This window comes from Sorangium sp. So ce1335, assembly GCF_051521615.1.
Taxonomy (GTDB): domain Bacteria; phylum Myxococcota_A; class Polyangia; order Polyangiales; family Polyangiaceae; genus Sorangium.
On the sequence record NZ_CP150363.1, the window covers coordinates 1,488,567 to 1,503,725 of the forward strand.

Below are 15,159 nucleotides of genomic sequence, written 5' to 3' on the forward strand. Positions count from 1 at the left end.
CTCGATCCTGGGCCGCCGCCCCGCCACGATGACGTGGCTCGGTCGAGGTCCGCCGGCGCGCGACCGGAGGCCCGGAACGAGCCCTCCATGTCCCGCTCCGACGACGGCACCCTCACCGCGCAGCCCCCCGCCGATCGGCTCACGCTGCGCTCCAACAAGATCCGCGTGGAGATCGTCCAGGGCCCCGACGCCGGCGCCGTCGTCGAGCTCCCCGGCCCCGAGGCGCGGGTCGGGAGCGATCCCGGCTGCGATCTCCAGCTCAAGGACCGGATGGTCAGCCGGCTGCACCTCGTGCTGCGCATCGAGCGGGACCGGATCCGGGTCATCGATCCGGGGAGCCGCAACGGCACGACGGTGGACGGCGTCCAGGTGCGCGACGCCTACGCGCGGCCCGACGCGTCGATCCTTGTCGGGAGCTCGGCCCTGCGGCTCCGGATGCTGAGCACGATCGTGGAGCTGCCGATCTCCACGCGGGATCGGTTCGGCGGCCTGCTCGGCAGGAGCGTGGCCATGCGCCGGATCTTCGCGATCCTGGAGCGCGTCGCGCCCACGGACACGACGCTGCTCATCGAGGGGGAGAGCGGCACCGGCAAGGAGGTCGCCGCGCGCGGCGTCCACGAGGCGAGCGCGCGGGCGGGCGGGCCGTTCGTCGTCTTCGATTGCTCGACCGCCTCGTCGACGCTCCTCGAGAGCGAGCTCTTCGGGCACAGGAAGGGCGCGTTCACCGGCGCCCTCGAGGAGCGCGTCGGGCTCTTCGAGGAGGCCGACGGCGGCACGCTGTTCCTGGACGAGCTCGGGGAGCTGCCGCCCGAGCTCCAGCCCAAGCTGCTGCGGGTGCTGGAGAGCGGGGAGGTGCGGCGCGTCGGCGCCAACAAGCCGCGCCGCGTGGACATCCGGGTGATCGCCGCGACGAACCGCCCGCTGGCCCGCGCGGTCGAGCTGGGGGCATTCCGGGAGGACCTCTATTACCGCCTCGCGGTCGTGCCGATCCGCCTCCCCCCGCTCCGCGAGCGGCCCGAGGACATCCCGCTCCTCGTGCGGCACCTGGAGCAGCAGCTCGCCAGCCGCATCCCCGCCGCGGCGCCGCTCCCCGAGCACGTCATCGGCCTCTTCGCCGAGCAGTCCTGGCCCGGGAACGTGCGGGAGCTGCGCAATGCCGTGGCGCGCGCGCTCGCGCTCGGATCGCCGGACCCCGCCGCATCGGAGTCGGCGCCGCGGCCGCCCTCCGAGCCCGGCAGGCTCGACGTGCGCCTCGACGAGCCGCTCCTCGCCGGCCGGAGCCGCGTCGCGCGGGAGTACGAGAAGGCCTACATCGAGCTCGCGCTCCAGCAGACAGGGGGCAACGTGTCGCAGGCCGCAGAGCTGGCGGGGATCGGCAGGAAGTTCGCCTACACGCTGATCCACCGGTTCGGGCTGCGCGGGAGCGTCGAAGGGCCGCCGGAGACCGACTGACGGCCTGGAGCCCCGAGCCCGTCGGGTCCCGCGGCATCGACCCGCGAGGAGAGGACCGCAATGTGACCGGCTCCGCCGTGCCACCAAGGTGGTATTCCGCGGCCCGGTCGCTCGTCCCACAGTGATCGGGGCGGCGCCTCCCGCGGCGCGCGGCGACGCAGAGCGTCCGGTCGTCCGTCGCGCCTGACGTCACGTCGGCCGCGGCGCTGCCGGCAGCACGCCCCAGAGGAGACATCATGAAGCGATCCATCGCCCTGTGCTCGCTGCTCGCCCTCTCCGCGTCCCTGCTCGCGTGCCTCGGCGAGGCCACGGAGGGCGACGGCCAGGGAGAAGCCGGGACGACCGACGGCGCGCCACCGGAGCTCGCCGACGATCTCGGCTCCGCTGCGGCGGCCGCCCTCGCCGTCGCGGGAGGCGCCTGCGGCACCCACGACGCGCATTGCATGGGCCGCGTCCCCACGGGCGCGCTCAAGCTGTGGCTGCGCGCCAATGCGGGGATCACGCAGAGCGCCGGCAAGGTCTCGTCGTGGCAGGACCAGAGCGGCAACGGGAACACGGCCACCCAGACCAACGCGGCGGCGCAGCCCACGCTCGTCTCCGGCGCGCTGAACGGCAAGCCGGTCATCCGGTTCCAGGGCTGGCACTCGCTCTTCCTCGCCGAGCAGCTCGAGCCGACCCGCTTCACGATCTTCATCGTCGGCAAGAACAGCAAGACAGCCGAGGTCTTCAGCATGATCCTGGGGCCGGGCAACACCTCGCCGAACAACCAGATCCGGTGGGAGAACGGCAGCCAGGCGCTGTTCGTGGGGCTCGGCAACGACATGCCGATCATCACATCCACCCTCGGGAACACGCGCGTCTATCACGCCCTGTCGGCGCGCTACGACGGATCGACGATGACCGTCTACAGGGACGGAGAGCTCGCCTCGAGCCACGATTTCACCACGACAGGGCCGTGGATCCTGCTGCAGATCGGCGCCTGGTTCTCGAGCTACTACATGCACGGGGATCTCGCGGAGATCCTCGTCTACGAGAGCGCGCTGTCGGAGGGCGCTCGCGGCGCCGTCGACGGGTACCTCCGGAGCAAGTACGCGCTCCCGTGAGCTGAGCTCGCCGCCGCCGCCCCGGACGCTGTCGCGCGCGCCGCGTACCCCTTTGGTGGTATCCGCGGGCGCGGCGAGCGGCGCGTCCGGTAGTCTCGATCACCGATGCGATCCCCCATCCACCTGACGGCGCGGGAGCAGCGGATCACCTGGGAGCTCCTCGAGCTGCTGCACGGCTCCCTGGATCTCCACGAGGTCCTGCGCGGGGCGTACGGCGCGCTCTGCCGGCTGGTGCCGGCGGACCACGGCGCGCTCTGCGTCTCGCTCCCCGGGCATCCCACGGCGTACGACTGGGCCGTCGCCGATCTGCCGCCGGAGCTGTTCGCGGGGTACGCCGAGCTCGCGCCCGACGACTTCGTCCGCAGCGCCGTCATGAAGCGTCCGAACGTCGTGCTGCGCGAGAGCGAGATGCTGCCCCGCGCGGCGATCGAGCGGAGCGTGATGTTCCGGCGCAGCCGCGAGCTCGGGGTGCGGCTCGAGCAGGCCATGGCGGTCCTGCTCGCCGTCGAGCCGGACTGGCACGGCGGGGTCACCCTCTACCGCGACCGGCGGCGCCCGTTCTCGGACCGCGAGCGGGCCCTCCTGCAGCAGCTCGCCCCGTCGATCGCGGCCGCGATCCGGACGTGCCGCCGTCTCGGAGACGCGGCGCGGCGCGGCGATGTGCTGGAGGCGGCGCTCCGCCGCGAGGGGGTCGAGATCCTCGTCGTCGCGCCGCCCGCATCCGTGCTGGCGCGCAGCGCGGGCGCCGAGGCGCTGCTCGAGCGCTGGTTCGCGCCCGCAGAGCGGAGCGCCGGCGCCCTCCCGGCGCCGCTCGCCGGCGCGCTCGGCGCGGCGGCGGGAACGCCCGGCGCCGGCGCTGCGCCCTGGACGCGGCGTACGCGCGACGGACACCTGCGCGTCGACCTCGTGCCGTTCGCCGAGCAGGGGCGGACCCTGTGGGCAGTGGAGCTGCGCGAGGGGGCTGTGGCGGCGGCTCCGGCGACGTGGAGAGGGCGCCTCACGGACCGGCAGGTCGAGGTGGCCGAGCGCGTGCTCCGCGGCTGGGACAACGCGCTGATCGCCGACGATCTCGGGTGCACGCCGGCGACGATCAAGAAGCACCTGCAGCGGGTCTACGACGCGCTCGGGGTGCCGAGCCGGGCAGCGCTCATCGCCCGCGCGACGGCGCGGAGCTGATCCGGGCGTCACCGCGGCCCGGCGCCGGGCGCGGCGCCCTGGAGGGCGGCCGCGGCGACCTCCTCGGGCGAGAGCGCGCGCCGGTAGAGGGCGACCTCGTCGAGGACGCCCCGGAAGAAGCCGCTCTCGCTCGACGAGCGGCTGCCGATGCGGAGCGGGGCGCGGCTGTCGAGCGACAGCGGCCGCGCCGTCGGGTCGAAGCGCCCGGCGACGGCGCCGTCGACGTAGAACGTGCCGCCGTCGACGGCGCGCCGGTCGACGGTCACGGCGATGTGGTGCCATCGCCCGTCGGCGACGAAGGCGCCGGAGAGGTAGTTCGTGCACGCGGTGGAGGCGACCATCGTGCACTTCGGGGAAGCGTCGCGGTCGGCCAGCTGCACGCTCAGCCGGCCCCGGGACAGGAAGACGCAGTACCCGTGAACGCCGCGCGGGCCCTCGTCCCGCTTGTCGACGATCACCTGGATGCCCTCGGCGGAGGTCGTCTGTAGCCAGGCCGTGATGGTGAGATCGCCCTGGCCGACATCGAGGCTCGCCGCGTGGGGCGCCTCGACGTGGTCGTCGACGCCGTCGAACCGCAGCGCGCCGCCGATCCTGCCGGCCACGGGCGCGGGGCCATGGACGAGGAGGGCGTCGTTCCCGCCGGCGAGATCCTCCGCGCGGGCGCCGGCGAGATCGTCGAGCGGGTACAGGGCGACCGGCGCGGCGCCGGTCACGGCGCGGGCGCCCGGGAGCAGCCCGAGCGCCGAGGAGGCGCCCCCCGCGGCGAGGAGCAGCGCCGCCACGCCGAGCGGCGCGCGGCGCGCGGCGGCCCTCGGGCGCGCCGGCGCCGCGAGGGCCTCGGCGACCTCGGCGGCCGCGGGGCGGCGCGCCGGATCGCGCGCGAGGCACCGGCGGACCAGGGCAGCGACATCCTCCGGGAGGGCGGCGCCAGCGGCCGGCGGACACGGCGTGTCGCGCGCCTCGCGCGCCTCGCGCGTCTCCTCGCGCGTCCGGCCGGCGAGCGGGACCTCGCCCGCGAGCATCTCGTGGAGCAGGAGCCCGAGGGCGTACACGTCGCTCGCCGGGGAGGCCGGCCCGCCGGCGAGCTGCTCGGGCGCCGCGTAGCGCGGGGTCATCCACGGGAGGGCGCTGGCCGTCGTCTCCTGCGTGAGCCACAGCGCCCTCGCGATGCCGAGGTCGAGGATGACCGGCTCGCCCCCCGCGCGCAGGCGGACGTTGCTCGGCTTCAGATCGCGGTGGACGCCCAGCGCCGCGTGGATCGACGCGAGGCCGCGGGCGAGCCCTGCGCCGATCCGCCGCGCCTCGCCGGGCGGGAGCGGGCCGCGCGCAGCGAGCACCTCGCGCAGCGAGGGCCCCTCGATGAGCTCGAGGACGAGGAAGGGCAGGCCGCGGTGGGCGAACAGCACGGGCGAGAGCGCGCGGACGACGTTCGGCGCGGGGGCCGCCGCGTGAACGCGCCGCAAGAGGGCGAGCTCCCGCTGCTCGAACCGGCGAAGCGTCCGGCGCTCCGCCGCGCGCTCGTGCCGGAGCACCTTGATCGCGACGCGGCGCGGAGGGCGCTCGGAGAGGTCCGTCGCGGCGAAGACCCAGCCGAACGACCCTTCGCCGATCGGGCGCTCGACGGCGAAGCGGCCGGCGAGCACCTCGCCGCACGCGAACGGGCGAGGCGCCTCCGGCGCGCGGGGGGGCGTCACGGGCGCGCCCCGCCCGCGGTGGAGGCGCCCTCGGCGGCGAGGAGGAACCGGGCGAAGAAGATGTCGGTGTCCCCGGCGCTGTTCATCACGTCGCCGTCGGCGCCGAACGTCAGGGCGCCCTCGAACGAGCCGGCGAGGATCAGGTCGTTCGCGCGCGCGACGGTGGCCAGGAGGCCGTGGCTCCTCCCCGCGCCGCGGACGCCCTGGATCCTCGTGGGGACCCCTCGGGCGTCGAGCCGCGCCGCGGAGAGGCGGCCGTGGGGCACGCGGCCGGGAGGATCGAGGGCCTCCGCGGACTGCATGACGACGATGGGCTCACCGTCCACGCCCGCGGCGAGGGTGCCGAGCTCATCGGTCGGGCCCCCCAGGCGCCGGATCCACAGGAGACGGCCGCCGGCGTCCAGGCGGGCCACGAAGAGATCCACGCCGCCCGCGCTCGTGAGCCGGCGGCCCTCGACGGCCAGGGTGCCCCGGAAGCCGCCCGCGATCGTGACGTCGCCCGCGGCGTCGACGACGGCGCGCCAGGCGATGTCGTGCTCCGGGCCGCCGAAGCGCCGGCTCCACCGGGGGCGGCCGTCGGCGTCGAACCCCGCGACGAACACATCCATGTCGCCCGCGCTCGTGAGCCGCTCGCCCCCGATATTGATGGCGCCCTCGAAGGCGCCCATCAGGACGATGTTCCCGCTCGCGTCGAGCCCGAGCCCGTACGCGATCTGCTCCGCAGGATCGCCGAGGCGCGTGCTCCAGCGCGTGTTCCCGTCGGTGTCGAGCCTCGCCAGGAAGATATCGTATCGCCCGGCGCTCCGGAGCGCTCCTCCGCCGAGATCCACGGATCCGCTGAAGTGCCCGGCGACGACGATGTCGCCCGCCCCGTCCACGGCGACGGCGTTGCCGCCCTGCTCGCTCCCGTCGCCGAAGCGCTTGCTCCAGAGCGCGTTGCCCTCCGGGTCGAGCTTGGCGATGAAGACATCGCCGCTCGCCGGGTTCCTGAGCGGCCCCTTCCCGAAGTCGATGGACCCGTGGAACGTCCCGGTGATGACGGCGTTGCCGGCGCGATCCACGGCGACGGCGGCGCTCGCCTGCCAGTCCTCGTCGCCGAAACGCCTGGCCCAGAGGGCGTCGCCGGCCGGGCCGAGCCTGGCGACGAAGGCGTCGCCGTAGCCGTCGGCCTGGAGCCGCAGGGCGCCGAGCTCGATGGCGCCCCGCACCGACCCGGTGAGCCACACGTTCCCTTCGGCGTCCGCCGCGATGGCGGCGAGCAGCTGCCGTGCCTCGTCGCCGAGGCGCATGGCAAGGACGGGCGCGCTTTCCCGGAGCGAGCCCGGTCGATCGCCGCCGTCGTGCACGAGGTCGTCGCCGCGGGGCGCGCCGGCCGCGGGGGAGCGCGCGAGCGGGCGGGGTGCGCTCGCCCACCCCGAGTCGGAGAGCGCCGGGGGCCAGCTCACCCAGCCGGCGAGGAGGAGGAGCGCGACGCCGCTCCACGCCGGGCGCCACCGGCCGGCGCTGCCGGGCGCGGCGGCGCTCGGACGCGCGGAGAGCGCCGCCTCGACCTCGGCCGCCGTGGGCCGCTGCGCGGGGCCCTGCGCGAGGCAGCGGCGGACGATCCGCGCGATGTCGCCCGGCAGGGCGCGCCGCGGCGCGCGCGGGTCGGCCGGCAGGCGGCCGGTGAACATCTCGTGGAGGATCGCGCCCAGCGCAAACACGTCGCTCGCGGGGCCGGCGTCGTCGCCGGCGAGCTGCTCGGGCGCGGCGTAGCGCGGGGTCATCCACGCGCGCCGGGTGCTCCCTGGCGCCTCGTCACCGAGCGTCGCCCGGGCGACGCCGAGATCGACGATCACCGGCTCGCCCCCCGCGCGGAGGCGGATGTTGGAGGGCTTCAGGTCGCGGTGGATCTCGCCCGCCGCGTGGATGGCCGAGAGGCCACGCGCGATCCCCGCGCCGATGCGCCGCGCCTGGGCCGGGCCGAGCGCGCTTCCGCCGGCGAGCACCTCGCCGAGCGAGGGCCCCTCGACGAGCTCCAGGACGAGGACGTGGACGCCCCGGTGCGCGAGCACCTCGGGCGAGAGCGGGCGGACGACGTTGGGCGCGGGGCGCGCGGCGTGGACGCGAACGAGCAGCGCGATCTCGCGCGCCTCGACCCCGCGCAGCGCGCGAGGCTCGCCCGCGAGCTCCGGGCGGAGGACCTTGAGCGCGACGCGGCGCGGCGGCGCCGCCTGGAGATCCAGGGCGGCGAACACCCAGGCGAACGTGCCCTCGCCGATCAGGTGCTCGATCGCGTACCGGCCCGCCAGCGCCTCGCCCGGCCCGATCGGGCAGGAGGCGCCCTCCATCGAGGGCGAGGCCGGGGCGGTGCGCGTTGTCTCCACGGTGTGAACGAGGGCGCTGCACCGTAGGGGATATCACGGCTCCACGAGCCGGGCGTGTCCGTCACGCCTCGCTGGCCAGGCGCGCGCGCAGCTCCTCGTACGAGCGGACGCCGAGCGGCGCCTCGAGACAGCGCTTCCACGCGTCGTCGAGCGCGGCGCGCACGCTCGCCGGCAGGCCGGCCCCGTCGCCGACGCGGCCGGCGCGGACCTTCGTCGTCCGCGCCGGCGGCATCCCCATCACGCGGCTGATCGCCGCCGTCGTCGGGTGATCATCGAACTGGCTCTCGTGCGCGCGCATGAACTCGAAGGTCGACTGCCGGGTGGCGACGGCGATGGCCTGCTCGTCCGAGACGCCCATGAACGCGGCGATGCGCCGGACCGCCGCCGCGTGATCGCGCTTCATGTCCTCGAAGCACAGGAAGAGCACGTCGTCGCGGCGCCGCTGCTCCCACCACGAGCGCAGGTGTTCCCAGTAGCCCCCGAACGGCGCGTCCTTGAAGAAGGCCTCGGCGCTGAACGTCTCGATGTCGACCGTGCCGGGCTCGAACAGCATGCCGCTCATGAAATGGTAGAACGACACGAGCGTGTCGGCGGGGTCGCGCATCACGTAGATGTATCTTCCCCCCTTCGGCACCTGGGTCCACGGGAGGTGGGTCTTGTAAGCGCGCGGCTCGGCGGGCTGCGGCGCCTCGAGGTCCATGCCGAGCAGCGGCGAGACCTCGATGAAGGGGATGACAAACGAGATCTCCTCGAAATCCATGGACCCGCGCGTGCGCAGCCCGTGGACGATCTGCTGCGTCCAGGTGGTGCCGCACTTGGGGAACGTCGCGATCAGGATGTCCGTCGGACGCGGCTGGAACGGGGGTACGACGAACGGACTCCGCTCCGCGGAGAGCGCCCTGAACTCCTCGGCGTTCGTGGGCCGCTTGCGGGGCGCCGCGGCCGGCGGACTCTGCTGTTCGATCATGCTTCCTCCTTGAATGGGCCGTGACGTTATCACTTCGCGCGCGCGGCCTCGCGCTCGATGATGAACGCCTTGAGCGCGCGGGCGGCGGGCGACAGGACGGTGCCCCTCGGGTGAATCAGCGAGAACGGCCGGCTCGCCCCCCGGAACGGCGCGAGCACCTGCACGAGCGTGCCGCGCGCGACGTCGTCCTCGACGAGGAAGTCGTAGGTCTGCACGAGCCCGACGCCGGCGCGCGCGAGGCCGATGATGCCGAGCACGTCCTCCGAGCACCTGTAGCGGGCGTCGGGGACGAGCGTCGTCGGGCCGGGGTGGAAGACCCACGGGAGCGCCCGGCCCGAGCGCGGCATCTGGAAGGCGATGCACGTGTGCTTCTCGAGATCGGCGGGCGAGCGCGGCGCGCCGTGCCGGGCCAGGTAGCTGCTGCTCGCGTACACGCCGAGCGCGAAGTCGCCGAGCTTGCGCGCGACGAGCGTCCTGTCGGCGATCGCCCCCATGCGGATCGCGAGGTGGTGCCCGTCGCGGACGAAGTCGATGTTCTGGTTCCACACCTGGATGTCGAGGCGTATGCCGGGGTAGCGCTCGCGGAACACGCCGAGCGCCGGGAGCAGGCGGTGGTGGCCGTACGTCGTCGGGACGCTGATGCGCACGAGCCCCTCGGGGGAGGAGCGCTCGCTCGCGAGCGCGCGCTCGCCCGCGGACAGGAGCGCGAGCGCCTTCGTGCACAGCTCGTAGTAGCGGCGCGCCTCGTCGGTCGGCGCGAGGCTCCGGGTCGTGCGCCGGAAGAGCGTCACGCCCAGCCTGCGCTCGAGCCGCGCGACGCTCCGGCTCGTCGCCTGCGGCGTGACGGCGAGCAGGCGCGCGGCGCGGGTGAAGCTCCCCGTCTCGTAGGTGCGGCAGAACGCCTCGACGTTCGGGAGCGTGCCGGCGAGCGAAGGGGCGACCATTCTCAACATCGTAGTACAAATGATTCGCCATGCCGTCGTCTACCGGGCTCGCGCCGGAGAGCCTACGACTCGGGCATGACCGATCGGGATCGTCACCCCGGGCGCCGCGCGGCGCTCGCATCGCTGCTCGCCGCCCTGTTCGCCGTCTCGTGCGCGGGCGGCTCCGCGCCCGACAGCGCTCACCCGGACCAGCCACGGACAAAGGAGAACGAGATGACCCAGCGCGTGCTCATCGCCATGACAAGCCACGACAGGAAGGGCGCCACGGGGGAGCCCACGGGCGCCTACCTGCCCGAGATCGCGCACCCGTACGCGGCGTTCACGAAGGCGGGGATCGCCGTCGATTTCGCCTCGACGCGCGGCGGCCGCGTGCCGCTCGACGGCGTCGATAGGGCCGACGCGGCCGGCGCTCCGTTCCTCGACGGCGGCGCGCTCGCGGGGCGCCTCCACGACAGCCTGCCTGCGGCCAGCGTCGACCCGTCGCGCTACGCCGCGATCTTCTTCGCCGGCGGGCACGGCACGATGTGGGACTTCCCCGAGAGCGAGGCGTTCGCGCGCGCGGCCGCGAGCATCTACGAGCGCGGCGGCGTCGTCGGCGCCGTGTGCCACGGGCCCGCGGCGCTCGTGAACGTGCGCCTCTCGTCCGGGCAGTACCTCGTCGCCGGCAAGGCGGTGAGCGCGTTCACGAACGAGGAGGAGCGCGCGGTGAAGCTCGACGCCGTCGTGCCGTTCCTGCTCCAGGATCGGCTCGTCGAGCGCGGCGCGCTCTTCCAGCCTGCGGCGCCGTGGCAGGAGCAGGTCGTCGTCGCCGAGCGCCTCGTGACCGGGCAGAACCCTGCGTCGGCCGCCGGCGTCGCCGAGGCGATGGTCCGCCTGCTCCGCCCCGAGGCGCGCTGAGGTCTACCCCTCGGCGACCTGCGCGCGCGCGGCCGCGCTGGCCAGCGCGCCGGCGATCATGTCCGGATAGAGCGTCCGCGTGATCCGCGCCGACAGCAGGATGGCCTCCCGCGCCTCCGGGCAGGCGATCGTCGCGAGCAGGGCCGCGAGCTCGCGCACGTGCCCCTGGTCGGCGTCGGCGTGCCCCTGGACGAACCGCACCGCGCCGGCGACGCCGGGGATGCGGGCCCGCGCCACGAGGCGCGCCGCGACGTCTCCGGCGCGGCGGGCCGAGAGCGCCTCCAGCACGTACGCCGTGCCGAGGAAGGCCTCGGGCGCGCCCGCCTCCGCGGTGTAGCGGCTCCAGGCGATGTAGGCCCTCGTCGCCGGCGCGGGCTCCGCGCGCATCACCGCCTGCGGGTCGCGCCCGAGGGCGGCGAGATCCTCGAGCGCCCATCGCTCGTGCCCGGACTCCTCCTCTGCCTTGCGGAGCAGGAGCGCCGCGAGGACGCCGCGTCCCTCCGCGTCGCCCGGCGCGCCGGCCTCGCCCGGGGCGCCGGCGCACCTCGCCGCGAGCCGCGCGCCGGCGCGGGCGCACAGCGGGCGCGTCCAGCGCACGTAATGATAGATCTGCTCCAGGAAGGCCGCGTATTCGGCGGCCGTCGCGGCGCCGTCGACGAGCCGGCGGGCTGCCGGATCCGCGTCGAGGCGGAGGAGAAGGGCCGCGACCTCGCGATCGAGGGCGGCGATCCAGTCCTGTTCGTGGTTTGCCATGGTGTTCCTCCGTTCGAGTTGTCCGGCTCGCTCAGGCGGCCTTACGGGTCACGGGCGCTGTCGTCGCGGGGCGCGGCGCCGTCGCCTGCTCCTCGACCGAGGCGAACAGGGGAATGGCGAACCGGCGGAAGCGGCTGTCGTACCGCGCCGGGCCGACGAGGCGCGCGGCCATGCGGCGGGTGAACACCCGGAGCGGCCTTGGCAGCCGGAGCCCGCCGAGCGCGCCGGCGCGGGCGCGCGCGCGCTCCGCCTCGCCATAGAAGGGGGAGCCCGGCGAGGCCGGCGGGTGATCGCCGCCGAGCGGGGAGACCTTCACGCGGGCGCACACGAGCCCGAGCGCGGCGGCCACCTGGAGGATGATCGCGGCGTCCTCCGCGTCGTCGGTCTCCGCGTTCACCGCGGCGATCCAGTGCGTGACGCCGCGGCGGCGGCTCTCCTCGATCAGGGCGGCGCGCAGCGCGTCCAGGGCGCCGCTCTTCCGGTGCCGATCGAGGACGCAGAAGCGGGTGACCTCCGCGAGCGAGAGACCCGGAGCGCGGAGGGCGCCGAGATCGAACCTCGATTCGAGGTCCACGCCGAGGCGGCCGCCGCGGGCGCGCGCGACCTCGGGGCTCGGCAAGAGCAGCCGTGTCGTCGCGATGGCCTCTCCGTCCGCGTAGGCGATGACATGAAGTGTGGTGTCCAGCGTGTCGTACGGGTCGATCTCACGCGGCGCGGCGGCGGCAGCGAGGAGACCGAGCTCCTGGCCAAAGACCGCCCAGCGGACGCGGAGCGCGTCGTCCAGATCCTTGCGCGTGTGCGCGATACGGCACTGAATCGAGGTCATCATCGGCTCCTCCGGCCTTCAGCGCAGGCCTTCTGAGAGGTGTCTAGAGCAACAAACGGGTTGAACCCGCCTGAAACGAGCGGAACTTCGAACCGCCAAGGCGCCAAGGACGCCAAGATCTTCTCTCCGTCTTGGCGTCCTTGGCGCCTTGGCGGTTCATTTCTCGCTCGCTCAACGTGATCGGCGTTCTAGGTCTCACCGCGCCATCGCCGGCTCGCCCCGGCGGGAGCTCGCGGCGTGCGCAGGTGTCCTGTGGGAATGGCAACGCGCGTGCCGTGGGTCTCCGTCGTGCGCTGGGCGCGTTTCTGCGCGGCAGCTCGCGGGCGTGGCTTCCGCTGGAGACACCGTGGCGAGCTCGTCAGGCCCGCCCGTGGCTCCGGCCGGAGACAGCGGACCGTCGCCGCACCGCGCTCGCCCGCCTCGACCGGCGCGAGGAGCGCCGCCCTCGGCCCCCTTGCGCGCCGCGGGCCGGCGCCTGCCCTCCGGCCGGCTGGCGCGGGTCACGGCCTTGCGCTGGCTCGGGGCCATGAGGTAGCTGACGACCGTCATGGACTCGCTCACGCACGGGCTCTTCGGGCTGGCGGTCGGCGCGGTGCGCCGCCCCGACGTGGGGCCCGGCGAGGGGCGCGCGTCGCCGACCGACCGCGCCGTGCTCCTCGCGTGCGTGATCGCCGCCGAGCTGCCGGATCTCGACTACTTCTGGCCGGCGGGGGACGCGGTGCTGCGCACGCTGCGCGCGCACCGCGGGCCGTCGCACGCGCTCCTCTTCGCGCCGGTGGTGGCCGCGGTGGCCGCCGGCGTCGCCTGGCTCGTCCTGCGGCGGCGGGCCCGGTTCGGCCCGGTCTACGCGTTCAGCGTCCTCTCGGTCTTCCTCGCGCACCTCCTGCCGGATCTCTGGACCGGGTGGGGAACGCGCCTGCTCCTGCCGTTCTCGGACGCGCGCCTGACGCTCGACTGGACCGGCGTGCTCGACCCGCTCGTCACGCTGCCGCTCGCCCTCGGCGCGCTCGTCGCGTGGCGCCGGCCGGCGCGCTGGCGGCGCGCGATCCTCGTCGGGGCCGCCGTCGCCGCCGCGTACGTCGGCGGCCGGATCGCGACGCAGCAGGTGCTCGTCGCCCGCGTCGCCGCCGCCCACCCCGGAGCGCAGCGCGTCGCCGTCTTCCCCGCGCTGCTCGGCGTGACGACATGGCGCTTCCTCGCGACGTACGAGGACGCGTACGCCGCCGGCACGGTCGACCTGCTCGGCGGCGCGCCGACCGAGGAGCGCCGGGTCGCGCGCGCGCCGAGCGGCCCTGTCCCCGCCCGCGTCGCGGCCGTCCCCACCGTGCGCGAGGCGCTCGCCTGGGCTCGCTTCCCCGTTGTCCGCCACGCCCCCGCCGGCGACGGCGGGACCACCGTGCGCATCGCCGACCTCCGCTACCACCTGCGCGGCGACCCGACGCTCGAGTTCATCGTCGACGTCGCCCCCGACGGCGCGGTGACGCGCGCGCGCCTCGAGCGCGGCGGCTCCGCCCGTGAGCTCCTCGACCGCTGGCGCGAGTAGCTCCCCGCGCCTGCCGTCGCACGGCGGCCGCGAGCCTCGGGGGGCCAGAAGGGAGCTTGTCGTGCGTACCCCGGCCGCGCCGGGCCGCTCGTTCGCTTCATCGAGACCTGCCCCTCCGGCAGGCTCAGCAGCATCGGCCCCCGTTGCGCGTTCGAGCAAGTCCTGGCGTGCTCGCGCCGTCGCCTGTCGACAGCGTGGTGCCGGATCCATCGCTCGAGCCCGGTCGTCTCCACGTGTCCTGCTGCGTTTTGCCCGCGCGCAGCGGGGTTTGCCGGCGATTCGAGCCCCAGACGCATTATGGCGCGCAGCGTGCAAAGCCGCCACACATCACCCGGCATCACCAGTCAGCATGCTCGGGTAGAGGGGTAGGGATCGAAAATGAAACAGTTGCAATTCATCGGTGCTCTCGTGACCACGGCGACGATTGCTGTCGCTCCGCTCGCCCGTGCAGCCAGCACCACGCCGATCGAGGACCTCGCGCTCGTCCAGGAGACGAGTGCCTCCAGCCCGGCGGACGCGAGCGCCCGCTCGCACTTTCACGGCCACCGCGGCCACCGCGGCCACCATGGGTTTCACGGCCACCATGGGTTTCACGGCCACCATGGGTTTCACGGCCACCGCGGGTTTCACGGCCACCGCGGGTTTCACGGCCACCGCGGCCACCGCGGGTTTCACGGCCACTGGGGCTTCCGGTCCGACGCTTCCCCGTCGGCCGGGCTCCCGACACCTGTCGTGAGCCTGGCGGATGGTCAGCGCTGATCGCTGACGGTTCACGGCGCCGCCGGGGCCGAGTCGACGCTCGGCCCCGGCGGCGCCGTGCCGGCAACAAGGGTCGTCCGGTCGGGCAAGGTGCCGGCGTCGCGGGCACCCTGGGGGGGAGCTGCATGAACGGAACAACCATGGACCGAAGACGCGCCATCCTGCTGCTCGCCGCAGCGGCGGCGCACATCGTTGTTGTCTGTCTGGGCGCTCTGCACGTCGGCCTCGGAGACGAGGGCTGGGCGCGCCGGGCGGTGAAATATTACAGCATGATCTCCGGAGCCGACAGCGGGTATTCGTTCTTCGCTCCGGGGGTCGGAACGACGCTCTCGGCGAGCTTTCTGGTGAACGGCGCGAACGGGGAGAGCTCCACCGATGTCCTGGAGACGGGGGTGAGCCGTGAAGCAGACATCCGGGTCGGGAACATCATCGGGATGTTCTGGCTGGAGGAGGATCAGACGGTGAGGCGCTCGCTCGTGGCTTCCTGGGCCGGCAAGGTGCTCGCCAGGCATCCGGACGCCGACAGCGTCGTCGTCCAGCTCGATACGTTCGATCTCCCCTCGATGGCGGAGTACCGCGAGGGGAAGGGCACAGGGTGGACGCCGATCTATCGAGCGAAGCTCGTACATCGCGAGCAGCTCCTGCGCGCGCAGCAGCGCGACGGGAGGGCGCCGTGAAC

13 protein-coding genes are annotated in these 15,159 nt (G+C 74.5%); 6 read left to right on the top strand and 7 right to left on the bottom strand.

All coding sequences use genetic code 11. The features are described from left to right. Nucleotides 1–87: 87 nt before the first annotated feature. From WMF24_RS05335 to WMF24_RS05345, 3 genes are all read left to right on the top strand, one after another. Entirely contained in the window at nucleotides 88–1,452 is a 1,365-nt protein-coding gene (locus tag WMF24_RS05335) for a sigma 54-interacting transcriptional regulator (protein ID WP_437735259.1), read from the top strand. 236 nt (nucleotides 1,453–1,688) lie between these two features. Continuing rightward, a complete protein-coding gene (locus tag WMF24_RS05340; protein ID WP_437735260.1) occupies nucleotides 1,689–2,555 on the top strand; it encodes a LamG-like jellyroll fold domain-containing protein in 867 nt (288 codons plus the stop codon). 105 nt (nucleotides 2,556–2,660) lie between these two features. Then, nucleotides 2,661–3,731: a helix-turn-helix transcriptional regulator gene (locus WMF24_RS05345; RefSeq protein ID WP_437735261.1), complete on the top strand. Its 1,071-nt coding sequence runs from the start codon at nucleotides 2,661–2,663 to the stop codon at nucleotides 3,729–3,731. An 8-nt stretch (nucleotides 3,732–3,739) separates the two neighbouring features. Here the strand turns inward: WMF24_RS05345 and WMF24_RS05350 are convergent, their stop codons facing one another. From WMF24_RS05350 to WMF24_RS05365, 4 genes are all read right to left on the bottom strand, one after another. Next, complete coding sequence (locus WMF24_RS05350; RefSeq protein ID WP_437735262.1) at nucleotides 3,740–5,425, bottom strand: protein kinase domain-containing protein; 1,686 nt, start codon at nucleotides 5,423–5,425, stop codon at nucleotides 3,740–3,742. Next, nucleotides 5,422–7,791, bottom strand: a complete 2,370-nt coding sequence (locus WMF24_RS05355) for a serine/threonine-protein kinase (RefSeq protein WP_437735263.1) — start codon at nucleotides 7,789–7,791, stop codon at nucleotides 5,422–5,424. The genes WMF24_RS05350 and WMF24_RS05355 overlap by 4 nt, the downstream gene beginning before the upstream one ends. 61 nt (nucleotides 7,792–7,852) lie before the next feature. After that, complete coding sequence (locus WMF24_RS05360) at nucleotides 7,853–8,758, bottom strand: sulfotransferase domain-containing protein (protein WP_437735264.1); 906 nt, start codon at nucleotides 8,756–8,758, stop codon at nucleotides 7,853–7,855. Between the two features lie 29 nt (nucleotides 8,759–8,787). Further along, nucleotides 8,788–9,702: a LysR family transcriptional regulator gene (locus WMF24_RS05365; protein WP_437735265.1), complete on the bottom strand. Its 915-nt coding sequence runs from the start codon at nucleotides 9,700–9,702 to the stop codon at nucleotides 8,788–8,790. A gap of 75 nt (nucleotides 9,703–9,777) precedes the next feature. Here WMF24_RS05365 and WMF24_RS05370 point away from each other — a divergent pair, with 75 nt between their 5' ends. Further along, the gene (locus WMF24_RS05370) at nucleotides 9,778–10,599 is read left to right on the top strand and encodes a type 1 glutamine amidotransferase domain-containing protein (RefSeq protein ID WP_437735266.1); all 822 of its coding nucleotides are present in this window, start codon (nucleotides 9,778–9,780) and stop codon (nucleotides 10,597–10,599) included. A 3-nt stretch (nucleotides 10,600–10,602) separates the two neighbouring features. On the opposite strand, the gene WMF24_RS05375 is transcribed toward WMF24_RS05370, so the two are convergent. Further along, nucleotides 10,603–11,352, bottom strand: a complete 750-nt coding sequence (locus WMF24_RS05375) for an iron-containing redox enzyme family protein (RefSeq protein WP_437735267.1) — start codon at nucleotides 11,350–11,352, stop codon at nucleotides 10,603–10,605. A gap of 31 nt (nucleotides 11,353–11,383) precedes the next feature. Next, complete coding sequence (locus WMF24_RS05380; protein ID WP_437735268.1) at nucleotides 11,384–12,181, bottom strand: GNAT family N-acetyltransferase; 798 nt, start codon at nucleotides 12,179–12,181, stop codon at nucleotides 11,384–11,386. A 544-nt stretch (nucleotides 12,182–12,725) separates the two neighbouring features. On the opposite strand from WMF24_RS05380, the gene WMF24_RS05385 reads away from it, so the two are divergent. Continuing rightward, nucleotides 12,726–13,721 (top strand): metal-dependent hydrolase, encoded by a 996-nt coding sequence (locus tag WMF24_RS05385; protein ID WP_437735269.1) that lies wholly within the window; start codon nucleotides 12,726–12,728, stop codon nucleotides 13,719–13,721. 327 nt (nucleotides 13,722–14,048) lie between these two features. Here WMF24_RS05385 and WMF24_RS05390 read toward each other — a convergent pair whose 3' ends face one another. Then, nucleotides 14,049–14,396: a hypothetical protein gene (locus WMF24_RS05390; RefSeq protein WP_437735270.1), complete on the bottom strand. Its 348-nt coding sequence runs from the start codon at nucleotides 14,394–14,396 to the stop codon at nucleotides 14,049–14,051. 224 nt (nucleotides 14,397–14,620) lie between these two features. Here WMF24_RS05390 and WMF24_RS05395 point away from each other — a divergent pair, with 224 nt between their 5' ends. Next, nucleotides 14,621–15,157: a hypothetical protein gene (locus WMF24_RS05395; RefSeq protein ID WP_437735271.1), complete on the top strand. Its 537-nt coding sequence runs from the start codon at nucleotides 14,621–14,623 to the stop codon at nucleotides 15,155–15,157. The last annotated feature ends 2 nt before the right edge of the window (nucleotides 15,158–15,159 follow it).

Bases quoted from the DNA above. Each gene is read 5' to 3' on its own strand.
- WMF24_RS05335 (WP_437735259.1), top strand. From the start codon at position 88: ATGTCCCGCTCCGACGACGGCACCCTCACCGCGCAGCCCCCCGCCGAT.
- WMF24_RS05340 (WP_437735260.1), top strand. From the start codon at position 1,689: ATGAAGCGATCCATCGCCCTGTGCTCGCTGCTCGCCCTCTCCGCGTCC.
- WMF24_RS05345 (WP_437735261.1), top strand. From the start codon at position 2,661: ATGCGATCCCCCATCCACCTGACGGCGCGGGAGCAGCGGATCACCTGG.
- WMF24_RS05360 (WP_437735264.1), bottom strand. From the start codon at position 8,758: ATGATCGAACAGCAGAGTCCGCCGGCCGCGGCGCCCCGCAAGCGGCCC.
- WMF24_RS05365 (WP_437735265.1), bottom strand. From the start codon at position 9,702: ATGGTCGCCCCTTCGCTCGCCGGCACGCTCCCGAACGTCGAGGCGTTC.
- WMF24_RS05370 (WP_437735266.1), top strand. From the start codon at position 9,778: ATGACCGATCGGGATCGTCACCCCGGGCGCCGCGCGGCGCTCGCATCG.
- WMF24_RS05375 (WP_437735267.1), bottom strand. From the start codon at position 11,352: ATGGCAAACCACGAACAGGACTGGATCGCCGCCCTCGATCGCGAGGTC.
- WMF24_RS05380 (WP_437735268.1), bottom strand. From the start codon at position 12,181: ATGATGACCTCGATTCAGTGCCGTATCGCGCACACGCGCAAGGATCTG.
- WMF24_RS05385 (WP_437735269.1), top strand. From the start codon at position 12,726: ATGGACTCGCTCACGCACGGGCTCTTCGGGCTGGCGGTCGGCGCGGTG.
- WMF24_RS05395 (WP_437735271.1), top strand. From the start codon at position 14,621: ATGGACCGAAGACGCGCCATCCTGCTGCTCGCCGCAGCGGCGGCGCAC.